The organism is Ralstonia sp. UNC404CL21Col (assembly GCF_000620465.1).
Lineage (GTDB): Bacteria > Pseudomonadota > Gammaproteobacteria > Burkholderiales > Burkholderiaceae > Ralstonia > Ralstonia flatus.
The window spans coordinates 1-21,758 of record NZ_JIBE01000004.1 but is presented as its reverse complement, the minus strand read 5'-3'; the positions used below and the strand labels follow the sequence as shown (position 1 = coordinate 21,758).

Annotated in this window: 17 protein-coding genes, 1 rRNA gene and 1 pseudogene; 9 read left to right on the top strand and 10 right to left on the bottom strand. The window is 63.5% G+C overall.

Translation table 11 applies throughout. From position 1 onward, the window contains the following. The first annotated feature begins 81 nt into the window (after positions 1–81). Positions 82–1,785 carry a M30 family zinc metallopeptidase gene (locus N511_RS0108390; RefSeq protein ID WP_027678881.1) on the top strand — a complete coding sequence of 568 codons (1,704 nt, stop codon included), beginning with the start codon at positions 82–84 and terminating at the stop codon, positions 1,783–1,785. A 167-nt stretch (positions 1,786–1,952) separates the two neighbouring features. On the opposite strand, the gene acnB is transcribed toward N511_RS0108390, so the two are convergent. Then, complete coding sequence (gene acnB / locus N511_RS0108385) at positions 1,953–4,538, bottom strand: bifunctional aconitate hydratase 2/2-methylisocitrate dehydratase (protein ID WP_027678880.1); 2,586 nt, start codon at positions 4,536–4,538, stop codon at positions 1,953–1,955. 169 nt (positions 4,539–4,707) lie between these two features. Here acnB and N511_RS25480 point away from each other — a divergent pair, with 169 nt between their 5' ends. Then, positions 4,708–5,223, top strand: coding sequence for a hypothetical protein (locus N511_RS25480; RefSeq protein WP_231479597.1), 516 nt, complete (start codon positions 4,708–4,710; stop codon positions 5,221–5,223). A 278-nt stretch (positions 5,224–5,501) separates the two neighbouring features. Continuing rightward, a complete protein-coding gene (locus N511_RS25215) occupies positions 5,502–5,744 on the top strand; it encodes a hypothetical protein (protein ID WP_155954031.1) in 243 nt (80 codons plus the stop codon). Positions 5,745–5,823: 79 nt separating this feature from the next. Here N511_RS25215 and N511_RS24870 read toward each other — a convergent pair whose 3' ends face one another. Next, positions 5,824–6,024 (bottom strand): hypothetical protein, encoded by a 201-nt coding sequence (locus N511_RS24870; protein WP_231479596.1) that lies wholly within the window; start codon positions 6,022–6,024, stop codon positions 5,824–5,826. On the opposite strand from N511_RS24870, the pseudogene N511_RS25475 reads away from it, so the two are divergent. From N511_RS25475 to N511_RS0108355, 3 genes and pseudogenes are all read left to right on the top strand, one after another. Continuing rightward, a pseudogene (locus N511_RS25475) lies at positions 6,017–6,091 on the top strand (LysR family transcriptional regulator); the annotation flags it as partial. The gene N511_RS24870 and the pseudogene N511_RS25475 sit on opposite strands and share 8 nt — an antisense overlap. Before the next feature lie 199 nt (positions 6,092–6,290). Further along, positions 6,291–6,629 carry a ferredoxin FdxA gene (gene fdxA, locus N511_RS0108360; protein WP_027678878.1) on the top strand — a complete coding sequence of 113 codons (339 nt, stop codon included), beginning with the start codon at positions 6,291–6,293 and terminating at the stop codon, positions 6,627–6,629. A 32-nt stretch (positions 6,630–6,661) separates the two neighbouring features. Continuing rightward, on the top strand, positions 6,662–7,483 hold the full coding sequence (locus N511_RS0108355) for a crotonase/enoyl-CoA hydratase family protein (RefSeq protein WP_027678877.1): 822 nt from the start codon (positions 6,662–6,664) through the stop codon (positions 7,481–7,483). A 28-nt stretch (positions 7,484–7,511) separates the two neighbouring features. On the opposite strand, the gene N511_RS0108350 is transcribed toward N511_RS0108355, so the two are convergent. Continuing rightward, positions 7,512–8,045, bottom strand: a complete 534-nt coding sequence (locus tag N511_RS0108350; protein WP_027678876.1) for an Mpo1 family 2-hydroxy fatty acid dioxygenase — start codon at positions 8,043–8,045, stop codon at positions 7,512–7,514. Positions 8,046–8,190: 145 nt separating this feature from the next. Here N511_RS0108350 and N511_RS0108345 point away from each other — a divergent pair, with 145 nt between their 5' ends. Next, positions 8,191–8,922 carry a Crp/Fnr family transcriptional regulator gene (locus N511_RS0108345; RefSeq protein ID WP_037026550.1) on the top strand — a complete coding sequence of 244 codons (732 nt, stop codon included), beginning with the start codon at positions 8,191–8,193 and terminating at the stop codon, positions 8,920–8,922. Positions 8,923–9,050: 128 nt separating this feature from the next. Then, a complete protein-coding gene (fusA, locus tag N511_RS0108340) occupies positions 9,051–11,153 on the top strand; it encodes an elongation factor G (protein WP_027678874.1) in 2,103 nt (700 codons plus the stop codon). A 55-nt stretch (positions 11,154–11,208) separates the two neighbouring features. Here the strand turns inward: fusA and N511_RS0108335 are convergent, their stop codons facing one another. After that, complete coding sequence (locus N511_RS0108335) at positions 11,209–12,123, bottom strand: LysR family transcriptional regulator (protein ID WP_027678873.1); 915 nt, start codon at positions 12,121–12,123, stop codon at positions 11,209–11,211. 129 nt (positions 12,124–12,252) lie between these two features. On the opposite strand from N511_RS0108335, the gene N511_RS0108330 reads away from it, so the two are divergent. Continuing rightward, the gene (locus tag N511_RS0108330) at positions 12,253–13,086 is read left to right on the top strand and encodes an aldo/keto reductase (RefSeq protein ID WP_037026548.1); all 834 of its coding nucleotides are present in this window, start codon (positions 12,253–12,255) and stop codon (positions 13,084–13,086) included. On the opposite strand, the gene N511_RS0108325 is transcribed toward N511_RS0108330, so the two are convergent. From N511_RS0108325 to rrf, 6 genes are all read right to left on the bottom strand, one after another. Next, positions 13,083–14,240 (bottom strand): SLC13 family permease, encoded by a 1,158-nt coding sequence (locus tag N511_RS0108325; protein ID WP_027678871.1) that lies wholly within the window; start codon positions 14,238–14,240, stop codon positions 13,083–13,085. The two genes, N511_RS0108330 and N511_RS0108325, sit on opposite strands and share 4 nt — an antisense overlap. A 146-nt stretch (positions 14,241–14,386) precedes the next feature. Beyond that, the gene (locus N511_RS0108320) at positions 14,387–14,920 is read right to left on the bottom strand and encodes a helix-turn-helix domain-containing protein (protein WP_027678870.1); all 534 of its coding nucleotides are present in this window, start codon (positions 14,918–14,920) and stop codon (positions 14,387–14,389) included. Between the two features lie 527 nt (positions 14,921–15,447). After that, a complete protein-coding gene (locus N511_RS0108315; RefSeq protein WP_027678869.1) occupies positions 15,448–18,687 on the bottom strand; it encodes an error-prone DNA polymerase in 3,240 nt (1,079 codons plus the stop codon). A 6-nt stretch (positions 18,688–18,693) separates the two neighbouring features. Further along, positions 18,694–20,277, bottom strand: a complete 1,584-nt coding sequence (locus N511_RS0108310; RefSeq protein WP_027678868.1) for a Y-family DNA polymerase — start codon at positions 20,275–20,277, stop codon at positions 18,694–18,696. Continuing rightward, positions 20,210–21,166: a translesion DNA synthesis-associated protein ImuA gene (gene imuA, locus N511_RS24865; RefSeq protein ID WP_081785335.1), complete on the bottom strand. Its 957-nt coding sequence runs from the start codon at positions 21,164–21,166 to the stop codon at positions 20,210–20,212. Before imuA ends, N511_RS0108310 begins: the two co-directional genes overlap by 68 nt. A gap of 332 nt (positions 21,167–21,498) precedes the next feature. Next, positions 21,499–21,611: ribosomal RNA gene (gene rrf, locus N511_RS0108305) — 5S ribosomal RNA — on the bottom strand. Between the last annotated feature and the right edge of the window lie 147 nt (positions 21,612–21,758).

The following is a 21,758-nucleotide window of genomic DNA, read 5'->3' as shown; positions in this document are numbered from 1 at the left end:
ATCCGTCCGCGTGTTGCGTCTGGGCGGTCACGAGCCGCGCTCGCGCAGGCATTCGGTATTTGCGGATTTGGAGAGAAGTGGATGGAACGCAGCAGCAACAACGTACGCGGCACTAAACAATGGACCATCGCGATGATGGTGGCAGCAGCAGGCGCCCTGGCCGCATGTGGCGGTGGCGGCGGTGGCGGCGGTTCGGGGGCCACCCCGGCGGCGACGCAAAGCTCATCCGCCAATATCACCGTGGCATCGGCATGCAGCGGGTCGAACTGCGGCGCGCTGGGCAATACCTACGCCGGCTCGGGCGTGGGCGTGTGGCAAGCGACCAATACGGGCGGATCGGCCGGCACGGTGCCGGTGTCGATCGCGGGGCTGACGGGCCAGAGCGTAACGCTGGTCTACACCAACCAGAGCGCGGCGGCGCAGCCGATGCCGTCCGTCTCCCTCTCGGGCCTGGGGCTGCTCAGCACCACCGGCACGCCGGTCCCCAAGACTGCCGCCGACGTGGCAGGCAATGACGCGAACGCGGCGTTCGACCGGCAGCTTTCCGATTTCAACATCCATGCGCTGGACGGCTACGCCACCGGCGCCGGCCCGCTCAAGACGCAAGGCGCCTCCAACGATACGGTGCTGCGCCCGCAGTCTGTCGCCAGCGTCGGCACACAGCGCACGTGGAACCACCAGCAGCCGGACGGCACCGCGACCGTGCGCACGGCCACGCTGCGCCAGCAAGCCACCGCCACCGACGGCCGCATCGTCAACCTGTGGGTGGAAAACACCGAATACGGCTCCAGCAAGATCAGCGACGGCATCATCAACACGCTCATCACCAAGTTTGCTTCGGGCACGCAGTCGGTCTATACGCTGGCCACTTCGCTGGTCGGCCAGCCGTGGGGCAGCTACTCCAGCTCGGCCAGCCTGATCGATCCGAACCAGGCGCTCGACATCGTGGTGCTGAACATCCAGCCCGATGGCCAGGCCTATGGCCGCGTGGGCTACTTCTGGGCGCGCAACAACTTCACCACCAGCTCGCAGCCGCTGTCGAACCAGTCGCTGTCGCTCTATGTCGATTCGGAAACCATCTACCTGGGCGGCACCAACGGGTTGAACACCGTCATCTCGACGCTCGGTCATGAGTTCACGCACATGGCCAACTTCTATCAGCGCGGCGTACTGCACGGCTCGCAGTACATGTACGGCACGTGGCTGGAAGAAATGACGGCGATGACGATGGAGGATGTCCTCTCCAGCCAGATCGACCCGAGCTTCAACAACGTGCGCGACAGCCGCTTCCCGGCCTGGCTGCAAAGCGCGTACGACTGCTCGCTGACGGCGTTCGATCCGTCGCTGTCGTCGTCGTGCCCCGGGTATCCGATTTCGGGCAGCCTGGGTGGCTTCCTGCTGCGCCAATACGGCATTGCGTACTACACGAATCTGCTGCAGAACTTCTCGTCGACGGATTCGACTGCGGTCCTGAACAACGCCATCCAGGCCGGCGGTGGTGCGGGCCTGGGCGATGCAACGGGCCGCTGGGGCACGGCGGTCGCGCTGCTGCCGGTGCCGGGCAGCCCGTCGGGCTTCGCGTATCCGGCGCGCTCGGACAGCGGCTTCTCGATCCCCGCGCTGAATGGCCCGAGCTACAGCAGCCAGCGCACGATGCCGACCTCCGTGCCGGCCACGCTGCAAGGCTTCGGCCAGTTCCCGGTGGCGCGCGGCACGAAGGCCGGCACGTACAGCGAGACGATCACGGTGCCGGCGTATTCCACGGTGTCGATCATCATCCACTGACACCACGCAGGCTCAGGGAGTCTGCTCCCCTTTCGGGTGCCGCCGAGCGGCGGAATCCAGCGACGCATCCAAAAGAAAAAGGCGCCGTGGGCATTCAACCCACGGCGCCTTTTTCACATCACACATCAGCGCGTCAGGAACGACCCGACGCAGCTGCGACAACGCATTTACATCTGCACGGTGTCGGCGACTTCCTTGAAGTCTTCGATCTGGTCGAAGTTCATGTACTGGTAGATCTTGTCGCCGTTGGCGGTGAGCACGCCCATGTCGGCCATGTACTCTTCCTTGGTCGGGATCTTGCCCAGACGCGAGCAGATCGCCGCCAGTTCGGCCGAGCCCAGATACACGTTCGTGTTCTTGCCCAGACGGTTCGGGAAGTTACGGGTCGACGTCGACATGACCGTCGCGCCTTCGCGCACCTGTGCCTGGTTGCCCATGCACAGCGAGCAGCCCGGCATTTCGGTACGTGCTCCGGCCGTGCCGAACACGCCGTAATGGCCTTCTTCGGTCAGCTGCTTCTGGTCCATCTTGGTCGGCGGCGCGACCCACAGCTTGACCGGGATGTCGCGCTTGCCTTCCAGCAGCTTCGACGCGGCACGGAAGTGACCGATGTTGGTCATGCACGAGCCGATGAACACTTCGTCGATCTTCGCGCCGGCGACGTCGGACAGCGTCTTCACGTCGTCCGGGTCGTTCGGGCAAGCGACGATCGGCTCGTGGATGTCAGCCAGGTCGATCTCGATGACGGCCGCGTACTCGGCGTCGGCATCCGGCTGAAGCAGTTGCGGGTCGGCCAGCCACTGCTCCATGGCCTTGATGCGGCGCTGCAGGCTGCGGGCGTCCTGGTAGCCCTGCGCAATCATCCACTTGAGCAGCGTGATGTTGCTGTTCAGGTATTCAATGATCGGTTCCTTGTTCAGGTGCACCGTGCAACCGGCAGCCGAACGCTCGGCAGAGGCGTCCGACAGTTCGAACGCTTGCTCGACCTTCAGGTCAGGCAGGCCTTCGATTTCGAGGATGCGGCCCGAGAAGATGTTCTTCTTGCCTTGCTTGGCAACCGTCAGCATGCCTTGCTTGATGGCGTACAGCGGAATCGCATTGACGAGGTCACGCAGCGTGACGCCCGGCTGCATCTTGCCCTTGAAACGGACCAGCACCGATTCCGGCATGTCCAGCGGCATCGTGCCGGTGGCGGCCGCGAAGGCGACCAGGCCCGAGCCTGCGGGGAAGCTGATGCCGATCGGGAAGCGCGTGTGCGAATCGCCGCCGGTGCCGACGGTGTCGGGCAGCAGCATGCGGTTCAGCCACGAGTGGATCACGCCGTCGCCCGGGCGCAGCGCGATGCCGCCACGCGTGCTGATGAAGTTCGGCAGCGTCTGGTGCGTCTTCACGTCCACCGGCTTCGGATACGCGGCGGTGTGGCAGAACGACTGCATCACGAGGTCGGCCGAGAAGCCGAGGCACGCCAGGTCCTTCAGTTCGTCGCGGGTCATCGGGCCCGTGGTGTCCTGCGAGCCCACCGACGTCATCTTCGGTTCGCAGTACGTGCCCGGACGGATGCCCTGGCCTTCTGGGAGACCGCATGCGCGACCGACCATCTTCTGCGCCAGCGAGAAGCCCTTGCCGCTGTCGGCCGGCTGGTGCGGCAGGCGGAACAGCGTCGACGGTGCGAGGCCCAGCGCTTCACGCGCCTTGGCGGTCAGGCCGCGGCCGATGATCAACGGAATGCGGCCGCCGGCGCGCACTTCGTCGAACAGCACGTCGGACTTGACCTGGAATTCGGCGATGACCTTGCCGTCCTTCAGTGCCTTGCCTTCGTACGGGCGCAGTTCGACCACGTCGCCCATTTCCATCTGCGACACGTCGAGTTCGATCGGCAGCGCGCCGGCATCTTCCATCGTGTTGTAGAAGATCGGGGCGATCTTGCCGCCGAGGCACACGCCGCCAAAGCGCTTGTTCGGGACGAACGGGATGTCTTCACCCGTGAACCACAGGACCGAGTTGGTGGCCGACTTGCGCGAGGAGCCGGTGCCGACCACGTCGCCCACGTAGGCGACCAGGTGACCCTTTTCCTTCAGCGATTCGATGAACTTGACCGGGCCGCGCTTGCCGTCTTCTTCCGGCGTGATGCCAGGGCGCGCGTTCTTCAGCATCGCCAGTGCGTGCATCGGGATGTCCGGCCGGGTGGTGGCGTCCGGTGCCGGCGACAGGTCGTCGGTGTTGGTTTCGCCCGTGACCTTGAACACAGTGATGGTCAGGCTTTCCGGCACTTCCGGACGGCTCGTGAACCATTCGGCGTCGGCCCAGCTTTGCAGCACGGCGCGCGCGTTCGCGTTGCCCTTGTCGGCGAGTTCCTTCACGTCATGGAACTGGTCGAACATCAGCAGGGTTTTCTTCAGCGCTTCTGCGGCCGTCGCGCCGACGTCGGCGTCGGACAGCAGCTCGATCAGCGGCTGGATGTTGTAGCCGCCGAGCATCGTGCCGAGCAGCTCGGTGGCGTGGGCACGCGAAATCAGCGCGCAGGCGGTCTCGCCCTTGGCCACGGCGGCCAGGAAGCCGGCCTTCACGCGAGCGGCTTCATCCACGCCTGCGGGCACGCGATGGGTGATCAGGTCGACCAGCGTCTGTTCTTCGCCAGCGGGCGGATTGGTCAGCAGTTCGACCAGTTCGGCGGTCTGTTGAGCCGTCAGCGGCAACGGGGGAATACCGAGCGCGGCGCGAGCGGCCACGTGAGCGCGATAGTTTTCAAGCATGGAAGACCTGCTGAGATGACGTTACAGGGGAATCTTTTCGGGCACCCCGAGGCTGTTCCGGGCGCCGCTTGGGCGCGATTCTAATCGCAATACCCTTCACGGTCAAATGTCTTATATCTTATATAAGAGTCAAGCTTGCGAACCGGCCCTCCCCGGCTTTCAATAATGTTTGGCGACCCTGATTTTTCGCATGTACATCAAACGGTTAGAGCGTCTTTCGTCTAAAGGACCCGCATCCAAACAAATCAGTGCCGACACTGAGGCGGCCGCCAAACTTGAGGCACTGCCGACGGAGGGAAGCACGGTATCGGCAGCGATTGAAACCGCGCAGGGCCAGCTCGCACAGGCGCAGCAGGCCCAAGGCAAGAGTTCGGAAAGCCTGTTTTCTACGACGGCGTGGTTCGGGTCGACGCGGTCTGTGGCATTGACACGCTGGTCGCTCTTTTCGCAGCGGAGCACAAACGCCATCCTCGAATGCCGCCGCGACCCACCGCAGACGCTGCTCGTCGCCTGCGTGTGGTCACACTGGCGCGCGGCCAAGTCCGGCGAGAAGGAGCCGTTTTCGTTCGCCATCATCACCGAGAATCTGCCGAGGAAATTGCGGCAACCGGGCACGACCGCGTGCTGCCTCCAGTCAAGCCCGAGAACGTCGACACGTGGCTGCAACCTGCCGAACATGACTTGAAAGCCCCCGACGCGATTCTGGAAGATCGGCCAAGTCTCTATTTCGCACACAGGCTTGCGCCGTCAGATCCTTGAATTGCCACAGCAAGTAGCGGTCGGCCGCCTTCTCCGTATCGGCCGCTTACGCACGCTCCGTGCGGCTATCCAACCGTGTACAGCGTGGTTCTCTGGACAAGGCAATCGATCGTTTCTATTTTGTACGCGTAGTGTGCACTGCATCAGAAAGGCGCCACTCGATAAAAAAACGGGGCGGGAGAAACTTGAGCCTTGGGGGTACACGTGGAATTGATTGTGAAGGCAAAAAGTGGGCACGTGGAGGTGCGCACGCACCGCCGTGAGGGTCAGCGCTGTGACAGCGAATTCAGGTACGTGCCCGAAGGAGCGTCACCCACCGAATGGATGCCGGCAAGCTCGCCGGAGGGATTCATCACCGAAGGAATGGCGCTGAGCGCCGCAATTTTGCTGGGCAAGCAAGTCGCCGAAGACCTTGCTCCGATCGCGGCGCCCGGAAGGAAAAGCTAGGAGCCGTTACATAGCGCATACGACCCAAGCCCGCCTACGCGCTGACTGACTTTGCACGGGCGCCGGTGCGGTGGCTACCTCAGCCGGCCAGCAGCTTCCCGTTGAGAAGCATGTGCAGGGTTTTGACAAAAAGAACCACGATCGCGATGCTCAGCATGGCAAGGAGGAGGATCGCAATCAACGTCACGGGCCAAGCCTGGACGAACATCGAGTATTTCACCGCGGCACTTGCGAAGGCCGCCATCGGAAAGCTGATGGCCCACCAGCCGGTGGTGAGCACTGCCGAAGCCGCAATCGACGCGGCGGTGGCCGGCGTGGGCCTGACTCGCGTGCTCTCCTACCAATCTGATTGCCTTTTGCTTTGCTCTACGCCGTCGGGATACTTGCTAAACCTATACCAAAAGGCAGCCCCGCCCCCGGGTCACACCTCCGACGAAATGGCCGCCCTCAATGCAAACTCAAGCGGCCTGATCTCTGTCAGAGTTCAGATTGATGCTGCATAATTTTGAACGAATTTTGAACAGGTTTTGAACACCCCGCGTAGTTATGCCATATGTAGTCACCGAATCCTGCATCCAATGCAAATACACCGACTGCGTCGCCGTCTGCCCCATGGACTGCTTCCACGCCGGTCCCAATTTCCTGGTCATCGACCCGGATGAATGCATCGATTGCTCGATCTGCGTGCCGGAATGCCCGGTGGGCGCCATCTATCCGGCAGCCGAGGTGCCGGCCGATCAGCAGGACTTCATCGCACTGAATGCACAGCTCTCGCGCCGCGCCGACTGGCCCCGCCTGACCAAGGTGCAACCGCCGCTGCCCGATCATGCGCACTGGGCGCAGGTGAAGGACAAGCGCGACGCATTGGTCATCGCTCCCGATTGATTCGACGTTGACCTCACACAGAACACCTCTCCATGACTGACCGCATCCTGCTCAGCATCGACGCCGGCGTGGCTGAAGTCCGGCTCAACCGGCCCGAGAAGATGAACGCCATCGACCCGGCCATGTTCGAAGCGCTCGTCACCGTGGGGGAACGCCTGATGAGCGAGCCGGATGTGCGTGCCGTGGTGTTGTCAGGCGAGGGTCGCGCCTTCTGCGCGGGGTTGGATATGGGCAGCATGGCGAGCCTGGGCAGCAGCGATGCAGGTTCCGACATCAGCGCCGGCCGTCTTGCCAAGCGCACGCATGGCGTGGCCAATCTGCCGCAGTACGCCTGCACGGTGTGGCGCGATCTTCCGGTGCCGGTGTTGGCTGCGGTGCATGGTGTCGCGTACGGCGGCGGCTTGCAGATCGCGCTGGGCGCGGACGTGCGGTACGTGACCGCCGACACGCGCCTCTCGATCATGGAAATCAAATGGGGCCTGGTGCCCGACATGGGCGGTATGGCGCTGATGCGCGGGCTGGTCCGTCCGGATCGGCTGCGCGAGCTGATTTACAGCGGCCGCATTGTCCACGGCGAAGAAGCCTGCGCCCTGGGCTTGGCGACGCACGTGGTGGACGATCCGCGCACGGCGGCGCTGGAGGCGGCGCGCGACATTGCCCAGAAGAGTCCCGACGCGATTCGCGCGGGCAAGCGCTTGATGCGCGTTGCGGAAGACGGCGACACCGCTGCCATTCTGCTGGCCGAGTCGGTCGAGCAGGACCGGCTGATCGGCACGGCCAATCAGCGCGAGGCGGTGCTGGCCGGCATGCAGAATCGCGCACCGGTTTTTCAGCCGGCCGCGAAGTCTGAATAGAAACGAGAAATAGCCTGACGCTGGCAGCTCAGGCGGTGGCGTGCTTGACGCCCATCGCGGCGCGCATGGCGTGCGAGCGGCTGACCACCTCGTCACGCAGCTTGGCGCGCAAACCCAAGGCAAACGCCGTCTCGGCCACGAGGAAGAGCGGGCCGATCACCAGACCTGCGAGATCATCGACAAACGCCGGCTTGCGCCCCTCGTAATAGTGGCCGACGAACTGGATGATCCAGCCGATCACGAACAGGCCGATACCCACTGACAACCAGGCCGCCGTCGAATGCGCGGCGACATGGTTGCCGACCCAAACGCACGCGGCGATCAGCCCGAACATCACCACGCCGAACATCGCGTCCAAACGCAGGTAGAACAGCGTCGTCAGCGCCAGCACGATCAGCGCGGGTGTCACGGGCACGCCTGACAGGTCTGCCAGCACCGGCCGCGACAGCAACACCGCAACCGCCAGCACGATCGCCGGGATGCCGACAAAGTGCGTGGCGATATTGCGGCCGTCCTGGTGGTAGGCGGCGTAGTTGGAAAGATGGTCAGACAGGTTGCGCATGGGGCCTCCGGTTTTGTGCGTTTGCAGCATGGACGCTCCAGCCGCACGCTCGTTATGATCGTTTCATCCTAGTCAGTGAACGGCACGCCGCTCTGTCGCGTAGCCGACACATTCGACGTTTCCGAAGCGCCCTTCAGCCGCCCCCATGGACCACCCCGTCGCCCCATCCGGCACGCTGGACGCCCACTCCTACCGCGAACGCCTGCACGCCAGCAGTTGGTTTGGCACGCTCGACGCCACCTTGCAGGACGCTTTGATCGACATTGCCACCGTGCGGCGCCTGGGGGCCGGGGAGATTCTCTTCCAGCGTGGCGACGCGCCTGACGGTCTGTACTGCGTGGTGGAAGGCACGATCCGGATCGGCGCCACCAGCGCAGACGGGCGCGAAGCCTTGCTGGCCGTGCTGGAGCCGGTCAACTGGTTTGGCGAGATCGGCGTATTCGACCGGCAGCCCCGCACGCATGACGCCCGCGCCGACGGGCCTACGACTTTGCTCCATATGCCGCAGGCGGCGCTGATTGCCCTGCTGGACGGCTCGCCCGCGCTGCTGCATGCGTTTGCCCTGCTGCTGACTCACAAGCTGCGCCTGACATTCATCGTGCTGGAAGAAACCGCCCTCCTGCCCGCCCCCGTGCGGGTGGCGCGGCGCCTGCTACTGATGGCCGACGGCTACGGCGACCTGCGCCTCGGCACGCGGCGTGTGCTGCACGTGCCACAGGAGCAGCTTGCGCAGTTGCTCTCCCTGTCCCGTCAGACCGTGAACCAGGTTTTGAAGGATTTCGAAGCGCGCGGCATCCTCAGGCTGGCCTACGGAGAAATCGAACTGCTGGACTTTGCGCGCCTCCACCAGCTCGGATATGAGATGGACAGGGGGTGAAATTTCGTCCAATACCCCTACATGCGATGGGTTAGGACCGATCCTATAATGTGTTCCCACTCGCACATTCGCCCTTCGCATGGTGCGGAGTCGGCGATGCGAGTGTCCTTCAACGGAAGAGAAACATCATGCCCCGCCAGACCCCCATCGAGCGCTATCGCAACATCGGCATCTCGGCGCACATCGACGCCGGCAAAACCACCACGACCGAGCGCATCCTGTTCTACACCGGGGTCAATCACAAGATAGGCGAGGTGCATGACGGCGCGGCCACGATGGACTGGATGGAGCAGGAGCAGGAGCGCGGCATCACCATCACGTCCGCCGCGACGCACTGCATGTGGCGCGGCATGGCGGGGGACCGCCCGGAATACCGCATCAACATCATCGACACCCCCGGCCACGTCGATTTCACCATCGAGGTGGAGCGCTCCATGCGCGTGCTCGACGGCGCGTGCATGGTCTACGACTCCGTGGGCGGCGTGCAGCCGCAGTCGGAAACCGTCTGGCGCCAGGCCAACAAGTACAAGGTGCCGCGCATCGCGTTCGTCAACAAGATGGACCGCATCGGTGCGGACTTTTTCCGCGTTGAGCGCCAGATGCGCGATCGCCTGAAGGGCAACCCGGTACCGATCCAGATTCCCGTTGGCGCGGAAGACGGTTTCCGCGGCGTGGTGGACCTCGTCAAGATGAAGGCCATCGTGTGGGATGACGCCAGCCAGGGCGTCAAGTTCGAGTACACCGACATTCCCGAAGAGCTGAAGGCCACCGCGCAGGAATGGCACGACAAGATGGTCGAAGCCGCTGCCGAGGCCGATGAGGCCCTGCTCGACAAATACCTTGGCGGCGAGACGCTCTCCGAGGCCGAGATCAAGCGGGCCCTGCGCCAGCGCACCATCGCCGGCGAGATCGTGCCGATGCTCTGTGGCTCCGCGTTCAAGAACAAGGGCGTGCAGGCGATGCTCGATGCGGTGGTCGACTACCTGCCGTCTCCGGTGGACATTCCATCCATCCAGGGCCACGGCGAGAAGGACGAACCCCTCGAGCGCCATGCCAGCGACACCGAACCCTTCGCCGCCCTCGCCTTCAAGATCATGACCGACCCGTTCGTCGGCCAGCTCGCGTTCTTCCGCGTGTACTCGGGCAAGATCAACTCGGGCGACACGGTCTACAACTCGGTCAAGGGCAAGCGCGAGCGCCTGGGCCGGATCCTGCAGATGCACGCCAACCAGCGCGAAGAGATCAAGGAAGTGCTGGCCGGCGACATCGCGGCTGCGGTCGGCCTGAAAGATGTGACGACCGGCGAAACGCTGTGCGATCCGGAGCACGTCATCGTGCTGGAGCGCATGGAATTTCCTGAGCCCGTCATCAGCCAGGCTGTCGAGCCCAAGACCAAGGCCGACCAGGAAAAGATGGGCATCGCCCTGAACCGACTGGCGCAGGAAGACCCGTCGTTCCGCGTGAAGACGGACGAGGAATCCGGCCAGACCATCATTTCGGGCATGGGCGAACTGCACCTGGAAATCCTGGTCGACCGCATGAAGCGCGAGTTTGGCGTGGAAGCGACCGTCGGCAAGCCGCAGGTGGCCTACCGCGAAACCATCAAGAAGGCCGCGGAAGACGTCGAAGGCAAGTTCGTCAAACAATCGGGCGGACGGGGCCAGTACGGCCACGCGGTCATCACGCTGGAGCCCAACGACGGCAAGGGCTACGAGTTCGTCGACGAGATCAAGGGCGGCGTGATCCCGCGCGAGTTCATCCCGGCGGTGGACAAGGGCATTCGTGACACGCTCAACACGGGCGTGCTGGCGGGCTATCCGGTGGTGGACGTGAAGGTGCGTCTGACTTTCGGCTCGTACCACGATGTGGATTCGAACGAAAACGCGTTCCGCATGGCGGGCTCGATGGCCTTCAAAGAGGCCATGCGCAAGGCCGGTCCCATCCTGCTCGAACCGATGATGGCGGTGGAAGTGGAAACGCCGGAAGACTACATGGGCAACGTGATCGGCGACCTGTCGTCACGGCGCGGCATGGTGCAAGGCACGGAAGACATTCCGGGCGGCGGCGGCAAGGTCGTGCACGCCGAGGTGCCGCTCGCCGAGATGTTCGGCTACTCCACCAACCTGCGGTCGCTCAGCCAGGGCCGCGCGACGTACACGATGGAGTTCAAGCACTACGCGGAAGCACCGCGCAACGTGTCGGAAGCCGTGATGGCAGCCAAGAAGGTCTGACGTTTTTTTGCTTGATCTGCTGCGGCCGCCTAGCGCGGCCGCAGTGCTTTGTGCGTTAGTCCGCAGGCAGGTTCTCGACGCAGAAGTCGATAAACGCATGCACCTTCGCCGGCAGGTAACGGCGCGACGGATACAGCGCGTACAACGCAAAGCGCTCATCCGGCCAATCAGGGAACAGGTCGACCAGCTGACCGCTGCGCCGCAACGCTTCTGTACCGAGCGCCATCACCTGGGCGATGCCGGCGCCGGCGACGCATGCTGCGTGCATCGTGCGCACGTCCGACACCATCAACCGCCCGGCGGGCCGGATCTCGATGCGTTCATTCTGGCGCCAGAACTCCCATTCGTACGGACGCCCCGTCACCGGGTTGTAGAACAGGATGCGCTCGTGTGAGGGCACATCGCGCGGGTGCGCCGGCTTGCCGCGCCGCGCGATGTAATCCGGCGATGCCACTGTCACGATGCGCGTCTCGACCAGCTTGCGCGCCACGAAGGAACCCACGGGCGGCGGCCCGAAGCGGATGGCCAGATCAAACCCGTCGGCAACCAGATCGCCGACGTCGTCCCGCATGATGAGTTCCAGCGACAAGTCCGGATGGCGCTCCAGAAAACCGGCCACCGGCGTCGCGAGGGCCATCCGCGAGAAAAACGGATCGACATTCACGCGCAAGCGCCCTCGCACCGCACCCGCCGCCCCCACCGCACCGGAGGCCATCGCTGCGGCGTCGGCGATGCCCGTCAGGTGTGGGCTGACCTGTTCGTAGAGGCGGCGGCCTTCGTCGGTGAGCGTGAGCGAACGCGTCGTCCGCTCAATCAGCCGCACGCCGATGCGCGCTTCCAACCGGCTGACGGCACGACTCACTCCAGACGGTGACAACGCGAGCGCATCGGCCGCGCGCACGAAGCTGCCGCTTTCCACGACGGCCGCCAGCAGCGTAATGCCGGAGAACAATTGCCCATCAAACGTCATGCAATCCCTTCCCTTCCGCAGCTATTACGGGAGTTTTTTCACGAATGATTTGCATGGTACGCACTTTATTCAAAGATCGGCAATCGGCACCATGGCGTCCGTCATTCATGACAACCGAAGGAGCTGCACATGCAACACGCATTGAAGACGCAAGGTGTTTCCATTCCCCGGCTGGGGCTCGGCACATTCCGCATGGCCAGCAACGTGTGCCAACCCGCCGTCGAGAGCGCGCTCGCGCTCGGTTATCGACACATCGACACCGCCGCGATGTATGCCAACGAAGACGCTGTCGGCGCGGCCATCGCTGCCTCGGGCCTGCCGCGGGAAGAGGTGTTCGTCACCACCAAGGTCTGGCATGACCAGCTGGCGCCGCGCGCCGTTCCTCTGGCGTTGGAGCAGAGCCTTGCCAAGCTGAAACTCGATTACGTCGACTTGTATCTCGTCCACTGGCCCGCGCCCGGCATGGACATGGCGGCAACGATGAAAGCGATGATGGCGCTGCGTGAAAGCGGCCGCGTGCGGGCCATTGGCGTGTGTAATTTCAACCTGCCGATGCTCAAAACCGCCATCGACACGATCGGAGCGCCCCTCGCGTGCGTGCAGGTGGAATACCACCCGTTTTTGGACCAATCGGCGCTACTGGGCTACCTGCGCGGCAAGGGCATTCCGCTGACCGCCTACGCGCCGCTGGCCCAGGGGCGCGCGGCCGAAGACGCCACGCTGCAGGCGATTGGCCGCAAGCATGGCGCGTCGGCATCACAGGTGGCTATTGCATGGTTGCTGGAACAGCCTAATGTGATCGCCATTCCCAAGGCCCAGCGTCGCGAAAGCCAGCAGGCGAACCACGACGCACTGCGGCTGCGCCTGGACGACGCCGATCGTGCCGCCATTGCCGCCTTGCCAAAGACGCTGCGTTACGTCCAACCGGCCTTTGCGCCGGATTGGGATGCCGTGCCGGCCTAACGCAGCCACATCAGCCACGCGTACACGATGCCCGCCGCAGCCAGTAGAAACGGCATCGAGTACGCGTGAAACACCCACCACGCACGGCGGTCGCCCAGCATGCGCAACGCAATGAGGTTGGCCAACGACCCGATAAGCGTGCCGAAGCCGCCCACGCTCACCGCAAAGGCAATCATCGGCCAGTCATGCGAATACTCGGCCAGCAAGATTGCCGCCGGCACGTTGCTGATGATCTGCGACACGCCAATGCCGGCCCAATACAGATGCATCGGATTGCTCAACGCCAGTGCATCCAGCGCCTGCCGCACGATGCCAAGCTGCGCCACCAGCCGCAGGTCGATGAACATCAGCATGAACACGAGCAGCAGGCCCCAGTCCACCCGCGCCAGCACATAACGCGCGCCGATGAGGTACAGGACGATCAACCCGGCTGCCGCCACCAACGGGTGGCCCAGATCGGTCAGCACCAGAAACGGCACGTACAACAAGAGCGCAGGCACCAACAGGCGCTTGTGCAATTCCACGTCGGCGGTTTCGGCATGCAGGTGGATTTCGTGCGAGGCAAAGGCCAGCCACGTCGCCGCCAGCAGCAAGGCCATCAGCAGTACGACCATCGGCGCCATCTGCCAGACGAACGCACCAAACGACAGCCCCGATTGATGCCACAGGAAGAGGTTCTGCGGGTTGCCGATCGGCGTGAGCGCCGAGCCCGCGTTGACCGCCAGCGCTTCGAATATCACCAGCCGCGCCACCGGCAGGCTGGCCACCTGCCGCAAACCGACGGTGAGCGGCACGATCACGAACAACGCCACGTCGTTGGTCAACACGGTCGACAGCGCGGCCGAAGCCGCGACCAGGCTGAGGGCCAGAACACGCTGGCTGCTGACCACTTCGACGAGGCGGCGGCCGAGCAACTGAAGCATGCCGCTGGCCTCAACCGCTTTGGTCAGGATGAGCAAGCCGGCCAAGGCCGCAATGGTGTGCCAGTCAATCAGCGACGGATATTCAACGATGCGCTTGGGCGCTACGAGGGTCAGCACGCCGCAGATGACGAGCAGCGCCCAAAAGAAAACGTCTTGCTTGAGGTTGTGCCAGAACGGCGGGTGTTGGGGCACGGCTTGCGCCATGTGCTTGCGTGGCGGATCGCCGTGCATACGAGAAGAAAAAGGAAACGTTGGCGCGGGCGCGCACAAACCAACGGAGCGCAGTTTGCAGGCCGATTGTAGAGCGGCTGCCTCTTGCGCTCAATCGCGAGCCGGGCGCGCGCTAACGTGCCCGGCCGCCTACCAAAGGACTTTGCTTACGATTCGCGCGAACCCGAACCGCCTGGACGGTCTGAGCCACCCGACGAACCGCCTGCACCTGGCCGGTCCGAGGACGTCATGCGAGAGCGGTCCTCTGCGCTGCCGCCTGCATGCGGTGCGCCTTGCTGGCCAGCCTGGCTATGCGAGGCGCCCGGATGATACGCCGACTGCGGATGGCGCTCCGGCCCGCGATATTGGCCAGCCAGGCCATGACCGCCGCCCGTGCCGCCCACCGAGCCGTGCTCCGATCGCTCGTGGCCGGCATCCGCCCCGCCGCCACCTTGCGTCGGCTGAGCCGGGTGATTGGCGATCACGCGCTCAATTTCGGCGACGGCTTCGCGCGGAGCCAGAACGACCTCCAGCCCCAGCGCACCGGCCACGGCCATCAGCGTCGACAGGCGGGGATCGGCACGACCGGATTCCGCGCGCAGATACGCTTCGCGAGAGATACCGGCCATCTTGGCGACATCTTCCTGTTTGAGCTTGCGCGACTTGCGCAGACTGTGTAACTGCTTGAAAGGCTGTTCCATCTGTTCGCTCCTGCACCTGAGATGGGAAACACCGCCGGGTCTGGACCCGAACGATGGGCTGAAAATATGCGGATTGGGTTGAACTGCACCTTCATCCGCCGTCATACACAGCGCGACGACGGCATGCGTCTGATCTATGCACGCCGTTGCACACGTTTTTGGGGGGTGGCCTCCGTGATGTGTTTTCTACAGAGTAGACGTAATTTCGACTGCACCCAATATCGACGCGTGATGAAAGCGCATCTCATCCACCATGTTTATGGTGACAAGGCGGCTTGAGGGTCAGTTCCCTCGTAGATGCCGCTTTCTTCGCTTGGCAGACCGTTTTTGTGATCCCTCAAGCGCAAATCCTTGCACCCGCACCACGTTTCGTCGATCCGCGCTTGCCCTATCCACCAATCGGAGGGGGCTCGGCGGGAGAGAACCGCTTGAGCCTCCTGCGTCACGGGCAGGCGACGGCGCGTGCCTCTCATCACGCAATTGCCGTGCCGGAGGTGATGCGACGGGCAGTTGTGGGAGGGGCCGGATTAATGGAAATCGCGGCTAGAAGTGGCGAGCCGTCCCAAAAGTGGGGTCAGATCCACCAGATGCTGGGCGACAAGGTGACGGGTTTCGCGCTCACATTGCCACTTGCCGTAGACGCCGAGCAGTTGGGCGTTCAACACTTCGCGTCGCTGACGCTCGATCAAGTGAGGCCAGAGGATGACGTTGATGGCACCTGTTTCGTCTTCAATGGAAACGAAGATCGTGCCGTTGGCTGTGCCTGGTCGCTGCCGAACCGTGACAATGCCGCAAGCGCGCGCCAATTGTCCGTTGCGGTAACCGGCCAGCGTGGCCGCAGTGGCAAATCGCATACGTTCGAGCCGTGCGCGCAGCAGCCTTAGCGGATGGCTCTGCAGTGACAAACCAAGGCTGCCGTAATCAGCCATCACCTCTTCACCAATGGGCGGCGCGGGTAGCTCGAGCGGCGCCTCCACCGGACGGGCCTGGCGCAGCAGCGCGTGATCGTGGCCGGGCTCCTGCAGGGCGAGCGTTTGCCAGAGCGCCTGACGGCGGTGGCCGGCCAGCGACTTCAGCGCATTGGCTGCGGCCAGCACGTTCAGGTCGTGACGGTCGAGCGCGGCGCGATGGGCGAGATCCTCCACGCTGGTGAATGGCGCCTGGGCGCGAGCCGCTTCGATGCGCTCGGCAGCCGGCTTGCGCATGCCTCGAATGCGATTCAACCCGAGGCGGATATCGGGCTGCACCAGGCCATTCTCACCGACCTCGCCATCGGCGCGGAGATGCAGCGTGCTGTCCCAAACGCTGGCCGTCACGTCCGCCGGCAGCACGCGCACATGGCTGCGCCGCGCCTCCTGCACCAGTTGCGACGGTGAATAGAACCCCATCGGCTGACTGTTGAGCAACGCCGCAAAAAACGCCGCCGGCTCGTGGCATTTCAGGAAACTGCTGACGTAAGCCAGCTTGGCAAAGCCTGCCGCGTGGCTTTCGGGGAAGCCGTATTCGGCAAAACCTTCCATCTGTTTGCACAGCGCTTCGACAAAGGCAGGGTCGTAGCCCCTCTTCTCGACCATCGCATGCACCAGTCGCTCCTGATGCTGCGTGAGATTGCCCTTGCGCTTCCAGGCAGCCATGTCACGGCGCAGGCGGTCTGCGTCATCTGGAGTGAAATCGCCGGCCTTCATGGCGATCTCCATCACCTGCTCTTGGAAGATCGGCACACCCAACGTGCGTTCGAGCACGGCTTTCACCTCGGGGCCGGGGTAAGTCACGCAATCGGTGTTGCCATTGCGCTTTGCCTCGCGACGCTGCAGATACGGGTGGACCATGCCGCCCTGGATCGGCCCAGGCCGCACAATCGCTACTTGGATCACCAGGTCGTAATACTCGCGCGGGCGCAGACGCGGCAGCATCGATTGCTGCGCGCGCGATTCGATCTGGAACACGCCGATGGTCTCGGCGCGGCAGATCATGTCGTAGGTTTTCTTGTCGCCATCGTGCAGGTTCTGCATGGCGAGCTTGGTCGTCGCGCCGTAGTGCTCGCGCCGTCCGGGCAACGCATCCACCATATCGAGCGTGCGGCGAATGGCCGTCAGCATGCCCAGCGCCAGCACGTCCACCTTCAGCAGGCGCAGCGACTCGAGATCGTCTTTATCCCATTGGATGACGCGGCGGTTTTCCATCGCTGCGTTCTCGATCGGCACCAGGCGCGAAAGCTTGCCTTGCGCAATCACGAACCCGCCCACGTGCTGCGACAGATGGCGCGGAAAACCACGCAACTGATCCACCAGCTGGGCCCAGCGCAGCACCAGCGGCGATTCCGGATCCAGACCTTGCTGGCCGGCGCGCTGCACAAATTCCTTGCGGCTGTCCCACCACGCCTGCCCCTTGGCAACTTGCTCGATGATGCCCAGGTCGATGCCGAGCGCGCGGCCAACGTCACGCAATGCGCTACGCGTGCGGTAGGTGATGAGCGCAGCTGCCAGCGCGGTGCGTGTCACACCGTATTTTTTGTAGATGTACTGGATGACCTCTTCGCGACGCTGATGCTCGAAATCGACGTCGATGTCGGGCGGCTCATTGCGCGCCCGCGAAAGAAAGCGTGCGAACAGCGTGTTGCCGCTGTCCGGATTCACCTCGGTAATCCCCAGGCAATAACACACCGCCGAGTTGGCCGCCGAGCCGCGCCCCTGGCAGAGAATCCCCTCGTTGCGCGCAAACTTCACCACGTCATAGACGGTCAGGAAAAACGGCTCGTAACCCAGTTCGGCAATCAGTCCGAGTTCCTCCTGAATCTGCTCGCGCACCTTCTCCGACACACCATTTGGATAGCGTCGTGCGGCACCAGCGAGCGTTTCGGCGTGCAGGTATTCGGCCGGTGTCATGCCCTCCGGTACGACTTCGCTTGGATATTCGTATTGGATCTCGTCGAGAGAGAAATTGCACAACGCCGCCAGCTCCACCGTCCGACGCAGGATCCTCTTCCCACGCTCGCCTTGATAGAGGTACGAGAGTTGCACGCGCGTGCGCATCGCCTGTTCAGCGCTGGGCGCAAGTTCCAAACCGCACTCGGAAAGCGGTTTGGACAACCGGATGGCGGTCAGCACGTCGTGCAGCGGTTTGCGTTGGCGCGTGTGCATCTGCACGCCGCTGGTCGCAACCATGGGCACATCGATTTGTTCCGACACCGCCCCGACCGTGCCGCGATGGCGATCATCCGCGTGCCGCAGCGGCAGCTCCAGCGCAATCGATAACCGGTCACCGAACACGCGCTGGCACCACCACGCCTGCGCCAGCAATTGCTGCGGATCAGGATCGTAATCGGGCAACAAAATCGCCAGGCAATCGGGCACGCCGCGCAGGTGGGCAAGTTCGCCTTTAGGCGCGGCCAAATCGTCTGCCAACAAGCGGTATTCGCCCTTGGGCGCGGCCAACCTTGCATGCGTAATGATCTCGCTCAGATTGCCGTAACCCTCGATGTTTTGTGCCAGCAGCACCAGCCGCAGCCAGGGTTCGCCATCGGCATTACGCACCGTAAAGCGGCTGCCGATGATGAGCTTCAGCTCATACTCCTTGGAGGCCACAAGCGCTCGCGCGGTGCCAGCTACAGAGCATTCGTCGGTCAGCGCCAGCGCTTGATAACCATACAACTTGGCACGCTCCACCAGTTCGTACGGATGCGACGCGCCGGTCAGGAACGTGAAATTGCTGATGCAATGCAGCTCTGCATAGGCAGGCAGCGTGGGAAATGGCGTGGCCGAAGTCATGACTGCTTAGCCGAATAAACCGTGCAGATACCAGCGGGCGTCTTCGTCTCCCGTGTTGGCCTGGCTTGCGGAAACGCGCTCGCGATACACCCAGTAACGCTCGCCTTTTCCTCCTTCGGCGATGAAGTAATCGCGCTTGATGAGATCGTCGTCCCACCAGCCGGATTCAATACGCTCAGGCATCGACACCAGCCGCAACCGCCCGCGGTAATACGGATAATGCTGGCGTGTCAGCAGCGGGATCGGCTTCTCCAGCAGCCACAGCGGCCGCTCCGGCTGCTGCGCATGCCATTGCGCCAATGCCTGACGCGCGGCGGCACGGCTCTGCGCGGTGGTCGCGGCATTCACCTCGACCCAGTGGTTGGCACGCTCGGGGCGATGGTCGGCACACGGCTGCGGGTGAAGTACGTTCTCGGCACCCAGCCGAGCGATCAGCGTGTCGATCAGGCGTGCAGCGTCTTCAGCGCGACCACCGGGCTCGGGAAACAGCGATTCCGTAGGGGGCGCGAGCGGCGTAGCGTCGGTCACCGTCAGACGCAGCTCGACCACCGGAGCGATCAGCGTGAGCCGATGCACGCGCTCGTGCAGCACCCGCGACAAGTGCGCCAGCGTGCGAACCGGCTGCGCCAGCGCGATCTCCACCGGCGTGCAGGAGGCGGCATCTTCACTGCTCCGGCCGCGCCGGCGTTCGTGCTCCAGCGTGAGTCGGTACGTCTTGGCGCCCAGTTGAAGCGCCGACAGCCAACCGACCAGCTGCAACAACAACTGCTCCGCGGCGGCCAGCACACCTTCCGCGTTATCGATGCGGCCAGACAATTCCAACGGCACATCAAAGCGCAACGGCGCGGTAAACCAGGTAAAGCTTTCGTGCCCGTTGCCATACGCCGCGTCGAGCGTATCTACGAGCAACGGCCCGCAGCGCCGCCGCAGGCCGCTACGTGGTAACTCCCGCAAATCGGCCAGCGTGCGGCAGCCGAGGCCTTCAAGCCAATCGGGCCGCGTGAGTCTCGCCACCGCATCGATCGGCAATTGATCAAGCAACGCCGACAGCCGCTCCTGCCGAACCGCCCTCCTCGGGCGCCCGTGACGCCCTGCCGTGCGACGACGGCCACGCATCGGCGCCGGCCGCGCACTGGCAAGCCATGCCGCGCCGCGTGCCGTCGGCCCGGTGCCAAGCTGCGGCATGGCGCCCAACCGAACCGCGCAATACTTCACTGCCCGACACAGCGCGCGATGTCCACCGAACAGGCGCAAGCTGGCCTCCACCTCCAACAACACAGTCGCCTCATCCGCCACGTCCAACGTGACATGCGGCGTGAATGCCAGCAGCGCCAGCGCCAGCGATTGCAGCAACCGCGTCTCGGCCGCCATGTCACGATCAAGCTGTATAGCGTGCGGCACCAGCGCCTGGGCACCCGCCCGACGCAGGCCCGCGTGTACGCCTTCGCGCATCGCCAAACGGTTGGCCGACACCACGCGCTCCTGCTCCAGCACCACCACCGGCAACGGCAGCGCGGCCGGATCAGACCACCGGGGTCGAAGCGCGTCGAGAGGGAGACGGGGCAGATGCACCGCGATCCAGAACGGCATGATCGGGAGTGTTTGGATCGGAAACGTCCGACAAAGCGTCAAACGCCACAGAAGACGAAGGAGACGAAAGTGCGGCCAGCAATTTCGCCGTGGCCGGATCCATGATGAAGGGTTCGGCGGGCGGAACAGGCAACGGACGCACGGAGGCGCGACCGGCCCGAAGCGGATCCGCCAATGGCAACAGCAACGGAGATTCACGCAACGGCCCGCGCCGCTTATGAAAAAGGATGGACAGGGCATCGGCGCCAGCCGGCTCCAGCCCCAGCCGCAGCACCGCCGGCGACGACTCTCGTTGCGCATGAGTCGGCCGAAACACCCAGATGGCGCTCTCGCCGGCCTGTGCCAACACTTGCAACCTGCGCAACGCTCCTGGACGTGCCCGGCTCAACCAGATCAGCACACCATCGAAAGCCTTGCTGCGTAGAAGCTGCTCGGCGGCCCATAGAAGATCAGCCGACTCGCCAGCACGCACCCAGACGATTTGTTCAGGAGAAAAATCCCAGCCCACCAGCCTCACTGCATTCGGCAGATGCGGCGGCGCGACCAGCGCAATGCGGCGGCCGTTCATGCTGAGCGTAGACAGCGCCGGGCGCAGCAATCGGCACTCACCAATACCGGATTGCGGGCACAGCAACTCGATCAATCCACCGAGGGGCCAACCACCGCCAGGTAGCTCGGCATCCAACGCGTCATACCCAGTGGTCAGAACGCGTCCGTCGCCTCGCGCCAGATGGCCTGCATTCCACAACGCCGGATGCAGCGTTTCTGGCAATAACACCGCCGGAGCTTTCCGTGCAGCCGGACGAGAGGCAGGCGCCATGTGCCCAGCGGCGACGGGATATTCCGCCACACCTTCGGCGATGGAAAGAGACGGGGACAACGCAAACATGGAAACGCCAAGGCAAGTGATGAATACTGTATAAATATACAGTATCACAACTTTTCTTCAACGCAGCCTAGTTTTGCGAATGTGTCGCGAGCCAGCGATAGCCCACCTCAAGCATTGGCATCGAGGTGATTCAAAACGAACATCGCGAAAAGTGATGGTCTTTCCCTTGCCAATAAAATTGGCGTAAAGATCACTTTTAAATGGGATTTGGCAGGGAGGTTTGGGCTCTGGCTCCGGGATTCGGGTACGCCAGGAGGAGCTGGATATCGAATCGGAGCGCGCAAAGGCAAACACCCCAGCTCTGTGTTGGAGCTGGGGTGTTTAGATGGAGAGCCTGGCGATGACCTACTTTCACACGGGAATCCGCACTATCATCGGCGCGGAGTCGTTTCACGGTCCTGTTCGGGATGGGAAGGGGTGGTACCGACTCGCTATGGTCACCAGGCTATGACTTGTCGCGTCGCTGACTTTGTGTCAACGCCGCCAATATGGGAATGTAGTAGGGGTTGTGCTTGTGTATCAGGCACAAGGCAGACCCAGCCGGAAACATACCGGTTATAGGATCAAGCCGCACGGGCAATTAGTACTGGTT